Consider the following 14580-nt stretch of genomic DNA (forward strand, 5'->3'; position numbering starts at 1 on the left):
TTACACCCCAAAGACTTTTCTAGCAAATTTTCTAAGCTTGCAGGATCCTGGAATAGGCCAGTATTAAAGCCATCTGGTTTCTTCAGCTAAATCCCATCAAGTCATTTGTCGTAGACAGTTTTCGGCGTTTGAACGGCAAATGCGTAAATCAGCTTTCCTGACAGTTTGCTTTCAGTATGCCCAGCATCACTAACAATCTGTTTTGTCATATCAATATTTGGTAACAAATAAGCAGCCCGTCGAGTCTGTACCCAACTGGATAAACACTGGGGGCACGGCATAAGCGATTGTCAATGCTTACTTTCTGCAACACCTTGCTAACTCCCTCCCACTCTCTCGATACTATTTTTCAAAGCCACAGTTTTTCTAAGCCCAAGCATAGATATGCTTAATTTCACCTCACCTTAACTATAAAGCAGAAAGAAATAGCCACTGGAACTTGCGCTAGCAATGCTGCTGGCGCCTTTCTCTAATCTATGGGTGTCCACCTTCCCCTGTCAACGCTTAACCCTGGCCGCTGCCGGACAGCGCCCATGACTCGGGGTCCCAGCGGTTTGCTAAACCTTAGCGGGAGAGGGCTTTCACCTCTAATCTTTTGCCGATTTATCTCGGCGCACTGGGTGTCCAGAATTAATTGCCACCGGCCGCTATCAATTGGGAGAAAAGCCATTTATGTCAATCCCAACCTTAGAAAGGCAGCCCTTAATTTTCATATGTGCTCCATCTCCAGCTACCTTAATACCTCTTAGATGATCAACATCCAACCTTGCTTCGCCACCTACAAAATTATCGCTTCGAACATCAACATAATTGAAACAACTAAAAGTACTACAATCCTTACCTTTTCTCTCAATAATCACACTAACTTTGGAAGGAGAACAAGTTATCGCATGAACACCACCAAGCATTACCCTCGACAATACTGCACTGGCAATAACTAACGCAAAGATGACGATTAAATCCTCATTTTTTCTAGATGAAAAACTTATACGCAACCCCAATAGAATCAACGCAGAAACCAGCAACATCAGTAGAAACAGCGGGAAAAAGCTAATAAAAATATTAGTATAATGCAAGTTATCCTTTGATACTAAAAGCCCCAGAACTATCGACAAAAATATTATTGAAAGCCCAACCTTTAGTTTTGTCATTGAAAGTTTATTCATATCTCTTACCAACCACCCCTTTGAGCAAATCGCTCCAGAGCATCATCTGAGCTCTCGTTAACATTTATGGACACCCATCAAACGTAAAGTATAAACCGCCAACACCATTAACAAAAGAGCGCAAACCCACAAAATACTGGACATTCATACAGATTAATATGCATACAATTAATGACTCTACCGCGAAGCACCCAGATATCTCTTAACGCAACACCTTTTTACCACTGCGTATCCCGCTGTGTACGGCGAGCATTTGTTTGTGGTCAGAATAATGTATCCGGGAAAGATTACGAGCATCGACGCGAGTGGATTGAAAATCGTATGCATAGTTTGGCTAAGGTTTTGCCCTGGATCTTGCCGCCTATGCAGTAATGAGCAACCACCACCATGTGGTACTCTACATTGACGAAAAATCTGCTGATAAGTAGTCTCTTTTCAAGGTGATTGATCACTGGCAAAAATATTCAAAGCCTCTAATTTGGACCAGCGCTGTATAAACGGCGATAGTATTGAACGCTACGAGCTTAAGACACTAGATCATGTCGTTTCACGCTTAACAGCTTTCAGCCTGTTTATGCGCTGTTTAAACGAGCCTATCACTTATCAAGCTAATGCTGAAGACAAGTGCACGGGTCGCTGGAGCCTTAGCCAGTAAAGCTTTCCCCAGCAATCTCTCTACAGGTCGTATCGCCCAGCAACAACCGGGCACTCTTAATATAAACAAATTATTTAATATAATATTAGTTAATTATACTTTTAAACAAAAAGATAGATTAAGGCTCTATAGAGCGCACTCAAATAGGACAAACCCCCTTCAAACACACGACAACCCCACTTAAAAAGAAAATATATTTTAATATAATTTTTATTTAGCAATTAGACTGCAAACCTCACATGAACTTATAGCCTTAAATGCAAAATGACATTAGACTTGGACCCCATCAACCTCAGAAAAGTAACTATTCAAAATAGCAGCAAGCCACCATGATTGACCGACGACTATTTATTAAGATGAGTTCCCTTTTGTTCGGAAGCTCCTTATTCGCAAAAAAAACATTAGCCACACAGAGCTTAGCCTATAGCTCGCTTCACATGCCTGATGAAAGTGGCCAACACAAAAGAACATGGATGGCTTTTGTTGCAAACAATTACATTTGGTCACACAAGCAAATTCCTGAGGTGAAAAGAAATCTGGCATTAATTGCGAATACAATTGCCAATTATGAGCCTGTATCTATCCTGGTGAGCAGAAAGGACTTACATGAAGCGAAAACACTACTGGATTTAGATAGTTCAAATTATGAAATTAAGCTACACACTTTTGAAATCGATGACTTGTGGCTCCGTGATACTGCCCCCATCTTTGTAAGATCCAGCTATGGAGAAAAAGTCGCTTTAAACTTTAATTTCAATGGTTGGGGCAACAAACAGGAGCACTCACTAGACAAGCACGTCGCCAAGTATATCGCTAATCGATCTGGAGCAATCCATGAGAGAGCAAATATCGTACTGGAGGGTGGATGCTTTGAAGTCGACGGCAATGGCACCGCCATAATGACTGAGAGCTGTATTCTCAATGAGAATCGCAACCCAGGATGGTCAAAGTCTGATATTGAGGAGGAACTCAAAGTACTACTCGGATTACGGAAGATTATTTGGCTCAAGGGTATTAAGGGTAAGGATATCACAGATGGCCATACCGATTTTTATGCACGCTTTATTAAGCCAGGTGAAGTGATAGTTAGTCAGGATAATTATCAATCCTCCTATGACTATTGGGTTACTCGTGAAAACATCAAAACATTAAGCAATAGTGTCGACGCAGATGAAAACCCACTTAAACTGCATATTTTGGATACGCCAGAAATTATTAACGAAAAATTTGGCACTAGAGACTTTGCAGCAGGCTATATTGGTTACTATATTTGTAACGGTGCAATAATCTCTCAAAAATTTGGTGATAAAAACGCAGACGCGAAAGCCAGAGCTATTTTACAAGAGGCCTTTCCAAATCATAATATTGAGCAAATAGCAATTGATGGAATTGCCTCTGGCGGTGGCAGTATTCATTGTTCTACACAGCAAGAAATAATTATTTAAGGATCAAGTTACTTGACACTCATCAAACGTAAAGTATAGATCGCTAACATGATTGATAAAGGAGCACAAATCTGCAAAATACTAATACTCGCCCAGCCGATGACTCTACCGCGAAGCACCCAGATATCTCTTGACGCAAACCTTATTAGCATTGCGTATCCCACTGTGTGTGTACGGCGAGCATTCCTTTATGGTCGGAATAGTGTACCCAGGAAAGATTACGAGCATCGAAACGAGTGAATTGAAAATCGTATGCATAATTTAACTAAGGTTTTTGCCCTGGATCTAGCCACCCATGTAGTAATGAGCAGTCACTACCATGCGGTACTCTATATTGATGAAAAATCTGCAGATAAGTGGTCTCTTTTCGAGGTGATTGATCCCTGCGAGTCTCAGGTACTAGAAGATGACGCTTCGATATGGCGAGAGCGCTTAACGGATATCAGCTGATTTATGCACTATTTAAACGAGTCTATCGCTCGCCAAGCTAACGCTGAAGACAAGTGCATGGAGCGCATTTAAGAAGGACGCGTTAAATCTCAAGCTTTATTGGATGAAAAGGCCCTTGCCCCCTGCATGACCTATGTCGACCTCAACCCCATCCACTCTAATATGGCAAAAACCCCAGAAGATTCTGATCACACTTCCATTCAGCAGCGTATTCGTGCAGCGATCTTGGACGATTAGCCCAAAGAGCTACTGCCACTTGTAGGCGGCGAGTGACTGAATATGCCTAAAGGGCTTCCTTTTCAGCTGGATCGCTATTTAGAGCTGGTCGATTGGAGCGGGTGGCATCTAGATCCTAGAAAGTGTGGAGCCATTGCTAAGGATACTCTTCCCATACTCAAACGATTGGGTATTCCACCAAGACACCGGCTATATTTCAGTCGTAATATTGAAGGCCGCTTTGAAAGTTTGGTAGGGCCGCACGAAGTGCTTACATACAGCTTGATAAGCACTGGAACTGGCGCCAGCAACACTGCTAGTGCTTTTTTCTAAACTATGGGTGTCTAGAGTTATCTCAAACTTATAAGAAGTAGCCGTTAGAATAAGTACCAGCAATACTGCCCGTACCTCTTTCTAATCTATGGGAGCCCTGAGTTGCATCTCCCTTCAATAATTTCTTATAGTAGACTGTAATTCTTTTGGGGCAGAATTTCAAAATCTCCTGAGGGGACTTATCTTTAATACTTACAGCCTTGTCGATCTCAAACTTGTAAAACAATCTATCCTTGCGTTTAGAATAATTAAGCCCATTGTTTTTAGCATAGAGTAAAAAGTTTTGACAAAAAAGCCCACCATCTATATCAAAATAGACTTCTTTACCTGAAGGATAACCGGTTAAAACCCAGTTATCGGTATCCATATCCAACCGCTGAGGGGAAAAAAAAGCATCACCTCCATAGACCACCACTTTTAAAGGCTCATCTTTATAGACTTCATATGCAAATATCAACTTTACAGTAAAAATGGATAAGTAAATAGCTAAAGCAGAAAAGTACGGAACCCTGGCTTTCTCCCAGAGCTCCGACTTATGAATCATATATGCCGCAACACAAAAAATATAGCCAATCAGAAAATACAGAAACAGCTCATTTCCGATTTGCCTTGTTGCAGACCCTAAATAAATCAATGATTACCCCTATCCTTTCCGATCTAAATATGCAGCAATTTCTTGATACATCTCAGTAAACCATATCATCTTAGTAACATTTCTGGATGCCCATCAAACATACTCTAACTTATGAGCATCTAGAATATTGTTCAACACATGTCAACAGAGAATGTACAAAAGAAAACATACTAAATAGCTAAAAGCCCTAAAAAAACCGTCAATAGCAGTTGCCGATCCAGGAAAAAACACCCACCTGAATACAGTAAATGAAATCAACCGATAGATCAATTCTCCCCAAGCCCAAGCCATCCTATGAAAATCTAAGTTTAGTATCTGCCTTCCGAATAAAACCATCAAGCACCCTAACAATTCCCATAAATACAATCAGCAGAAAAAGCCAGAGCCATCTCTCCACAGGATTAGATATACTCTGGGACATAAAATAGAGTACGGGCTGGAGAAGCAACCAAATTAATGGGGAAAGTACAATCGAGGCTGAAAGCAAGAACGCCCCCCAAAACAATGAGGTGAATGTAAAACAGATATGATCCCCATCCCAAACACTCTCAGGCAACTGCTTTTCTCGAATGAACACTAAAGCCACACGTCTAACCGCATCACCAACTCTCACTTTCGCTCCCCAAATCACAACCAAGCCACCCACAAAAATCCATATCATCACGATATCTGATCTCTCAAGAGAGGTCTAGATTTCTACTTGCAGCTCGCAGAGTTATGGTATTTATAAACACCTAACATACATAGGGTATAAGCTGACAACCTCATCGGAGAAAGAGTAGCAACTTACAAAACACTGGATATTTACTCAGATCAATGATAGTGCAATCGATGACGCTACGGCGAGCACTCCTTTGCAGTCGGGATACTGTATCCGGGAAAGATTACCAGCATCGGTAAGAGTGCTTGGAAATTGTATATATGCTTTTGCCATGGATCTTGCCGCCTATGCAGTAATAAGCAATCACTAGCATGTGGCACTCTACATTGACAAAAAATCTGCTGATAAGTAGCCTCTTTTAGCAGTAATTCATCGATAGCAAGAAAATATTCAAGCCCTCTAGTTTAGCCCTGCGCTATCTAAACGGCGATAACTTTGGCTACTGCGAGCTAACGACACTAAAGGAAATAATTCTATATGGCGAGAATGCTCAACGGATATCAACTGGTTTATACACTGCTTAAATGAGTCTATAGCCCCCCAAGTTAGCGCTGAAGATAAGTATACAGGTCTTTTTTGGAAGAGCGATTTAAGTCCCAGGTTTTACTGAATGAAAGCGCCCTAACAGCCTTTATGCCCCATATAAAGCTCAACGCCATCCGTGCCAATACGGCTAAGTTCTGATCACACTTCTATTCAGCAGCGTATTTGTACAGCAACTCAAGTATAAAGTTCAAAGAGTTAGTACCGACTGTGGAAAGTACGTGTCTGTATATACCTAAAGAGCTTGTCTTTCGGCTAAATCAATATTTAGAACTAGTGGACAGGAATGGTTAGTACTTAGCCCCCTAAAAGCGCAGCACCAATTCAAAGAACACTTCTTCCATTTTTGAGTGGTTAGAAATCCCGGCCAGATACGAGTTCCAAATCAGTCGAAATTTTGAAAGCCGCTCTAAAGGTTAGATAGGCCTTGCTGAAACCATACGAAACGCATGTAGGCAACTCATAAACGCTAGGTAAACGGCATTAGCGACTATCAACACCACATATTGTAACACCCTACTGACCTCCTTTATCCTCTCAATACCATTTTTTATTTTTACTGAAAATCGCGGTTTTTCATAGCTAAACATAAATCCTCAATGCGTCATATCCCCTGATCTATAAAGTAGAAAGAAGCAACCACCGAAATTAACACAGGTGATGCAGCTATCATCTTTCTCTAATCTATCAGTTTCCAGAAGTTATTCGATTTCGCTTGCTGCCCGCAATAAACAAAGGATAGTCAATAGACCCCAGAGCGCTCTCATTTTCTCACGAATGGTTGATACCTGGAGCTTTAATGTTATTGGGCTGCTTTCCTTAACCGCCACAAAGATAAGAAGTTTTCAGCCGTTGGGGGGGCAACAAGTTGCAAGTGGCAGATGGAAGTACTACCTACCCGTTTTTTGGGCTTCAGAAAGCAAGAAAGATACACCCCGGATCATCCCTTTCTAACCGAAACAATAAAAAACAAAATTAACAAGTTAAAGAGGAAGATACAAAACCACCATATCCAAGTATAATTACTGGACATGCAAGCTTTTGCAAGACTTTCAATTTCTCTATTGTTACTAATCTTATCTCTTATTTTCTCAACTCCTTTATCTCTAATCAGATACAGCTCGGATACACAACAAATTAGCGATATCAACAAATAAAGATATATCCAAGAGACTTTCTCAAAAATCAACTCTAGATTAACGAAGCAAGATATCAGGGCGCAGGCAAGTGTGTATATCAATGTAGTATACAAAATCGTAACTGGGATTAAGGCCTTATATAACAGACCTTCAACGCTCTTATTGTTAGGATTACCAGCCATTCGCATAAGAGGCCCATGGGTAATCAACAGTAGTTTCAGCAAAAATAAATTCATAATCTAACCAGCTTTCCCACGGGGGACTACTACAGTAAAGTAAACCAATGCAGCTATAAACAGAGCCCTCAAGAGCATCAGACCATGAGAGATCAATGGCAGTTTCATTTCAGTCTCTCCTCAAACCTCAAAGAAATCATGCTATTGCATGCAAATAATATAACATCAAATGACCTCGACTTTAGGTTCACAGCATCAATTTTATATAACTAGCAACAATCCATGAATGTCCTGAATTGTCTTAACCTATCGACATACATAATTTTTGGTGCGACGTGGTCGAAATTCAGGCTCCCAAAAGAGTATTTATGAACTCTGAAAGCATCTATGGACACCCTTAAAACATAAAGTATAAATCACCGACACCATTGACATTAGAACACACATCCACAAAACACTGGTATTCATCCACATTATTGTGCATGCAATCGATGAATCTACCGCGAAGCACCCAGATATCTCTAGATGCAACACCTTATTTCCCCTGATTCAACATTATATTCGCGCAACAATCTTAAGTGAATAATCCAAAATTTTGCTGCCTTTTGCGGGTGATCCGCATCTGAATACCTTACAAGATTTAACTTCTCCGCTAACTGGAGCTGCGGCATCTAACCCCTAGAAAACGCAGAGCTAATGAGAAAACACTCTTTCCATACTTAAACTGATGGGTATTTCACCTAAACACTGACTCTATCTTAATTGAAACTTTGAAAAACCAACTTAAAAGCTTGATAGGCCTTGCTGAGGCTACGACATACTTGTAGGCAATTCAATTAACGGCTGTCGACGCTACCTTTCTACTACACTCCTCTGAAATCCTCCCGCTCTCTCGATACTATTTTCTACTTTTATTCAAAGCATCTCTTTTCCTGCGTTCAAGTATTGATCTTAAGCGTTTCACTTACCTTAACTATAAAGCCAGAAAAATGAATCTGGACATAGCGACAGCAACCCTCATAGCGCCGTATTCTAATCTATAGGCACCCAGAATCTTGCTGTTGGTGCCCGGAAAAATTCTTAATTAAACATACCGGCAAGAAATGCAAAGAAATATAAGTACCAAATACATAAAAGCCCTGTAAAAAACCTACTCATGATATTGCTAAATGCAGGTAAATACATCCACCGGCAAGTTATTGCCGAAACCATCCAATAAATTACAATTTCTCCATAACTTAGATCACTGTAAGAAACCTTTTCATCCCTGCTTGCCTTTTGGATAAAACCATCACATACATTTAATATTAAGAGAAAGATAAGTAGCGAGAAAAGCCAAAGCCACCTCTCCACTGGAGAGGTTAGCGACATAGACATTAAGTAAAGGATTGGCTGAAATAGCAACCACAAAACTGGAGTGGCTAATATTGAGGCCGATAACAAAAATGCCGACCAAAATACTGTAGTAAAAATAAAACGAATATGATCTCCACTCCATACACTCTCAGGCAACTGCTTTTCTCGAATGAATGCTAAAGCCACACGTCTAACCGCGTCACAAAATCTCACTTACGCTCCCCAAATCAAAACCTGGCATACCTACAAAACCGACCACAAAAAAACCATATCATCACAATATTTGGTCTCTCAAGAGAGGGCTAAATTTCTACGTGCAAATCGTAAAGTTATGGTGTTTATAAACACCTAACGCATATAAATTATAAACTGCCAACCACTTCGGAGAAAGAGGAGAAACTTACAAAACACTGAATATTTACTCAGATTAATGATCATGCAACCGATGACGCTATCGCGAGACACCCGGATATCTCTTGACGCAACACCCTATTATTACTGCGTATCCTGATGTGTACGGCGAGCATTCCTTTGTGGTCGGAATAATGTATCTAGGAGAGATTACGAGCATCGACCCGAGTAGATTGAAAGTCGTATATATAATTTGACTGAGGCTTTTTGCCCTAGATCTTGCCGCCTATGCAGTAATGAGCAATCACAACCATGTGGTACTCCACATTGACAAAAAATCTGCCGATAAGTGGTCTCTTTTCGAGGTGACTGATCGCTGGTAAAACAAATTCTGGACATCCATCAAAGAAGAAGTATAAACCGCCAACACCATTGACAAAAGAGTGTAAACCCACAAAATACTGGACATTCATCCAGTAAACGCATGGGCAATCAATGGCTCTACCGCGAAGCACTAAGATATCTCTTGACGCAACACCTTATTACCACTGCGTATCCCGCTGTGTACGGCGAGCATTCCTTTGTGGTCGGGATAGTGTATCCGGGAAAGATTACGAGCATCGGCGCGAGTGGATTGAAAATCGTATGCATAATTTGGCTGAGGTTTTTGCCCTAGACCTTGCCGCCTATGCAGTAATGAGCAATCACTACCATGTGGTACTCTACATTGACAAAAAATCTGCCGATAAGTGGTCTCTTTTCGAGGTGATTGATCGCTGGCAAAAAATATTCAAGGCCTCTAATTTGGCCCAGCGCTATCTAAACGGCGATACTCTTGATCCCTGCGAGCTTAAGGCACTAGAAGATGTCGCTTCGATATGGCGAGAACGCTTAATGGATATCAGCTGGTTTATGCGCTGCTTAAATGAGTCTGTCGCTCGCCAAGCCAACACTGAAGACAAGTGTACAGGCCACTTTTGGGAGGGTCGATTTAAGTCCCAGGCTTTGCTGGACGAAAGAGCCCTCGCCGCTTGTATGGCCTATGTAGACATCAACCCTATCCGTGCTAATATCGCCAAAACGCCTGAGGACTCGGATTACACCTCTATCCAACGACGTATTCGTGTAGCAATCTCAGGTGAGCAGCCCAAAAGTTTGCTGCCGCTTGTGGGTGACGAGCGTCAAAATATGCCAAAGGGTTTACCCTTTCAGTTAGATCACTATCTGGAGCTAGTCGATTGGAGCGGGCGGCATCTAGACCCTAGAAAGCGCGGAGCCATCACCGAAAATATCCCACCCATCCTCGAACGGCTGGGAATTTCATCTGAACACTGGCTTTATCTCAATCGAAACTTTGAAAGCCGCTTTAAAGCTTTGATAGGGTCTGCTGAGGCCGTACGAAGCGCTTGTAATCAGCTGAATAAACGCTGGGTACACGGCATAAATGATTGTCGACGCTATCTTTCTGCAACACCCTGCTAGCCCCCTCCGATTCTCTCGATACTGTTTTCCATGCTTACCCATAACCGCAGTTTTTCTAAGGCCGGCATTGATCTTCAGCACTTCATCTCAACTTAACTAGCAAACAGAAAGAAACGGATACAGGGGCTAGCGCTAGCAACACTGTTAACGCCTTTCTCCAATCTATGGGTGTCCTAAATTTGCTCATCCAATCTATGGGTGTCCTAAATTTGCTCCCACTGATGTCGATGTTAGAGATTGGCTACACCCAGGAAAAATAACATTAGTCCAGGTCTCACCTGGAACCGTGGTCGTTGTTGCGCCAATGGGGGCGATTCGCTATAGACTCGTAGCGAGTCACGAGGATGCTCTGGCGGCCTTACCCTTGCCAATAGATGTCATCAAGCTCCATCGTAAAGGAACTTTTCGCATATCAATTCGCCAGGCGGATACCTACTCTCGAAATAATGTGCACCTAGCTGGAGACGCGGCACACTGCCATGCTCCTGTAGGGGGGAGAGGAATGAACTTAGGTATCGCTGATTCGACAGAATTAGCTAGAAGAATTATCGAAGGAACTGTTGAAGGCTATTCTTCCCTCCGTCATAAAGAAGGTGCCGAAGCGATACGAGTAACCGAAGAAGGTCGGGCGATGACGGCTGGAGTAAGCTGGCAGCAAAGAGCAAAATTCAAGATGCTCCTAACTTCCGCAAATACTTTCGGATTTGTCAAACAAAGGCTTGGTCGTTTTCTAGTTGAATTTTAGTCAAACAGCCTAAATAGAATCTATTCTCACTTGAAACACAACATTTCTGGACACAGGGCTGTCCCATATAAATCGGTGTAAAAACGAACAAAATAGACCTAGAATAGCTATCTTTTTTGATAAATAGAGTGTTTTTCAGACAAAATGGATAGCGTTAGCCTTTTACATCACTTTGACGACATGGAAGATCCTCGAGTTGATCGGCACAAGCTGCACGCCCTGCCCGATATTTTACTTATCATGTTTTGCGGTGTTATTTGTGGTGCTGAAAGCTGTAGAGATTTTGTCGATTTCGCAGAATCTAAATTAGATTACCTAAAACGATTCACCCCGCTAAATAGCGGAATACCCTCAAAAAACACTTTTAGCCGTGTTATTTCAAGCTTAGACCCCGAACAATTTAAGCGCTGCTTTCTGCAGTGGGTCCAAGGTATTCAGCAAGAACTCGGTAACGTGATTGCGATCGATGGCAAGACGCTAAGGCGCAGCTTCGATCAGGCCAGTAAACGATCTCCTATACATATGGTGAGTGCTTTTGCGTCCGAGGCGCGACTTGTCCTTGCTCAGCAAAAAGTAGAAGAAAAGTCGAATGAGATTACGGCCATACCGAAGTTACTGGAGGTTCTTGATCTTAATGGTGCGATTATTACGCTTGACGCCATGGGCTGCCAGAAAACGATCACCCAGAAAATTATCGAACGAGGCGGCGATTATGTGATTGCTGTGAAGGGCAATCAGGACAAACTGCACCAGCAAATTACCACGCATTTTAATAATTTGTTCGATATGCAGTACCACAAGCATGTCGATACTGATTGTGTGGAAGAGGTGAGCCGAGGCCGAATAGAATCCAGAAAATGTCTCTCTACTAACAGTATTGATTGGCTCGGAGGTGAAGAGCAATGGCACGGTCTAAGAAGTGTTATCGCAGTCCAGGCGAAGCGAACTGTAGATGGGCGAACTAGTTGCGAAACGCGCTACTATATCAGTAGTTTAGAGCCGTGCTCAGCAGAACTCAATCATATTATTCGCTCTCACTGGGGTGTTGAAAACTCGTTACACTGGATTTTAGATGTGGTTTTTCGTGAGGATGATAGTCGCTTCAGATCAGGAAATGCACCAGAAAACATGGCGATCTTGAGGCATTCGGCACTCAATCAGTTGCAAGCGGCAAAGCCCAGCTTTAAAAAAGACATGAACATTAAAAGGCTTCGAAAAAAGGCTGGCTGGGATAATGAAACCTTGGACAAGATAATTACAGCCACCATTTAGACTGATTTATATGGGACAGCCCTGTTTCTAGACACCAGCTAAACATAAAATATAGACCGCCAACACCACTGGCAAAAGAGCGCAAACCTATAAAATACTGGATATTCATCCACTTGAAGCGTACACAATCTATGGCCCTGCCATGAAGCATCCAGATCTATCTCGATGCAACACCTTATTACCACTGTGTATCTCATTGTGTACTACAAGCATTCCTTTGCGGCCGGGATAGTGTATCCGGGAAAAATAACGTACATCTGCACGAGTGGATTAAGGTTCGAGCAGGTGATATTGCGATGCAATTCGATAAACATCCTTACGATTGAGTGAGGAACTCTTTTAGCGGATATGGATGCTATTACGCCTTAACATCCTTCAGCCTTCTGCCTACATCAACAATAGCTTCAATAGCCGGTTTTAGCTCTCCACCTAACTCAGTCAAAGAATACTCAACCGATGGAGGAGATGTGGACATTACTTCTCGATGAACCACTCCCCTGGACTCAAGTTTCTTAAGCCGATCTGTCAACACCTTTGGTGAGATCCCGTGGATATCATTCTTGAGCTCGCTGAAACGTCTTGGTTGCTCGCTGAGATACCAAATGATATTGGGTGTCCAAGCCCCCCCAATGATGCTTAAACATTCATTGATAGGGCACTCTTCTGGTGGGGGCGGCACATGATTCTTGCGTTGCTTTAACATCTTTCTTCCACTTTCTATTTGGTAACGAGCTTACCAGCTAGTAACCCATAAATACACCATGTAACTAAACGGCAGTTGATATACATTGGTAACTATTGAAAACTAGAGTGAATCTATTGGAACAATCAACGGAAGGCCACCCCGAAGGGTGACCACCAAAAGAGCTGAGAAGATTCATGTGGAACCAGAGTGAATTAACAAAAAAACTAGGTATCAAATACCCCATTATTCAAGGCCCATTTGGTGGAGGGTTGTCAACTATCAGACTTCTTTCCGCAGTCTCAAATGCTGGAGGCATGGGATCATTCGGTGCTCATATTCTTTCGCCATCGGGCATTCACGAATTAATTAGCAACATACGCAAAGAGACAGACAAGCCGTTTGCAATCAACCTTTGGGTATCAGACCACGATAAAGGTGGCTTAGGCATGCAACGTGAAGCATTTAATGAATGTATCGGTTACTTCAAACCATATTATGATGCTCTAAATATAGAGCCGCCTGAATTTCCAGATAAATACACCGAATATTATGAAGAGCAGGTTGAGGCCCTCATTGAGGCAGCGCCACCGGTATTTAGCTTCGTTTATGGCATTCCTGGTATGGACATATTGGAGCAATGCAGGAAAAAGGGAATCACTACTATTGGCGCTGTAACGACACTAGATGAAGCACTAGCCATGGAAAATGCAGGTGTAGACATCATTCTAGCGACTGGTCTGGAAGCGGGCGGACATCGCGTGTCATTCATGGGTAAACCTGAAGATTCACTTTACGGCGGTCTTGCACTAATCCCTCAGATTGTTGACCGAGTAAATGTTCCTGTTATCTCTGCTGGAGGCATTGTTGATGCAAGAGGAGTAAAAGCCGCTCTAGCACTGGGAGCTCAAGGTGTTCAAATCGGCACCGCATTTTTAGCTTGCGAAGAATCAGGCACAAGCACTATGCATCGCGAAGTACTCTTCAGTGAGGCTTCCTATAAAACCGTTCTAAGCCGTGCTTTTACGGGGCGGCTAGCACGCTTTATACCCAATGAATTCATTAACTCCATTGAGCAGTCAAAAGAATTACCATTGCCATTTCCGATCCAGAGTTTCTTTACCTCCACCTTTAAAAAGGCAGCAAATGAACAAGAAAACCAACACTATGCATCACTCTATGCCGGACAGGGAGCGCCTCTCTTGAAGCATAAAAAGGCACTTGACTTGATAGAAGCCATCACGACTGAAATGAATTAATACACCATTAGAAGC

The 14580-nt window shown here is 42.3% G+C and carries 11 protein-coding genes; 6 read left to right on the plus strand and 5 right to left on the minus strand.

The window, feature by feature from the left end; translation table 11 throughout:
• Positions 1–650: 650 nt before the first annotated feature.
• On the minus strand, positions 651–1166 hold the full coding sequence (locus ACJJI5_RS14780) for a hypothetical protein (protein WP_445354461.1): 516 nt from the start codon (positions 1164–1166) through the stop codon (positions 651–653).
• Between the two features lie 984 nt (positions 1167–2150).
• Here ACJJI5_RS14780 and ACJJI5_RS14785 point away from each other — a divergent pair.
• Both ACJJI5_RS14785 and ACJJI5_RS14790 read left to right on the plus strand, forming a co-directional pair.
• Positions 2151–3266, plus strand: a complete 1116-nt coding sequence (locus ACJJI5_RS14785) for an agmatine deiminase family protein (protein WP_445354462.1) — start codon at positions 2151–2153, stop codon at positions 3264–3266.
• 252 nt (positions 3267–3518) lie between these two features.
• A complete protein-coding gene (locus ACJJI5_RS14790; RefSeq protein ID WP_445354463.1) occupies positions 3519–3716 on the plus strand; it encodes a hypothetical protein in 198 nt (65 codons plus the stop codon).
• A gap of 577 nt (positions 3717–4293) precedes the next feature.
• Here the strand turns inward: ACJJI5_RS14790 and ACJJI5_RS14795 are convergent.
• The 3 genes from ACJJI5_RS14795 to ACJJI5_RS14805 form a co-directional block, all read right to left on the minus strand.
• The gene (locus tag ACJJI5_RS14795; protein WP_445354464.1) at positions 4294–4899 is read right to left on the minus strand and encodes a hypothetical protein; all 606 of its coding nucleotides are present in this window, start codon (positions 4897–4899) and stop codon (positions 4294–4296) included.
• Positions 4900–5191: 292 nt separating this feature from the next.
• Positions 5192–5563, minus strand: coding sequence for a hypothetical protein (locus tag ACJJI5_RS14800; protein ID WP_445354465.1), 372 nt, complete (start codon positions 5561–5563; stop codon positions 5192–5194).
• A 2935-nt stretch (positions 5564–8498) separates the two neighbouring features.
• On the minus strand, positions 8499–8987 hold the full coding sequence (locus ACJJI5_RS14805) for a hypothetical protein (protein ID WP_445354466.1): 489 nt from the start codon (positions 8985–8987) through the stop codon (positions 8499–8501).
• Positions 8988–9620: 633 nt separating this feature from the next.
• Between ACJJI5_RS14805 and ACJJI5_RS14810 the strand changes: the two genes are divergently transcribed.
• The 3 genes from ACJJI5_RS14810 to ACJJI5_RS14820 all read left to right on the plus strand — a co-directional run bounded on the left by ACJJI5_RS14810 (position 9621) and on the right by ACJJI5_RS14820 (position 12624).
• Positions 9621–10607, plus strand: a complete 987-nt coding sequence (locus tag ACJJI5_RS14810; RefSeq protein WP_445354467.1) for a transposase — start codon at positions 9621–9623, stop codon at positions 10605–10607.
• Positions 10608–10911: 304 nt separating this feature from the next.
• The gene (locus ACJJI5_RS14815) at positions 10912–11352 is read left to right on the plus strand and encodes an FAD-dependent oxidoreductase (protein ID WP_445354468.1); all 441 of its coding nucleotides are present in this window, start codon (positions 10912–10914) and stop codon (positions 11350–11352) included.
• A gap of 144 nt (positions 11353–11496) precedes the next feature.
• Positions 11497–12624: an ISAs1 family transposase gene (locus ACJJI5_RS14820; RefSeq protein WP_445354469.1), complete on the plus strand. Its 1128-nt coding sequence runs from the start codon at positions 11497–11499 to the stop codon at positions 12622–12624.
• A 358-nt stretch (positions 12625–12982) separates the two neighbouring features.
• Here ACJJI5_RS14820 and ACJJI5_RS14825 read toward each other — a convergent pair whose 3' ends face one another.
• Complete coding sequence (locus ACJJI5_RS14825; RefSeq protein WP_445354470.1) at positions 12983–13327, minus strand: winged helix-turn-helix transcriptional regulator; 345 nt, start codon at positions 13325–13327, stop codon at positions 12983–12985.
• 176 nt (positions 13328–13503) lie between these two features.
• Here ACJJI5_RS14825 and ACJJI5_RS14830 point away from each other — a divergent pair, with 176 nt between their 5' ends.
• The gene (locus ACJJI5_RS14830) at positions 13504–14565 is read left to right on the plus strand and encodes an NAD(P)H-dependent flavin oxidoreductase (protein ID WP_445354471.1); all 1062 of its coding nucleotides are present in this window, start codon (positions 13504–13506) and stop codon (positions 14563–14565) included.
• Positions 14566–14580 lie beyond the last annotated feature (15 nt).

Source organism: Microbulbifer maximicatervae (SeqCode) (genome assembly GCF_052467955.1).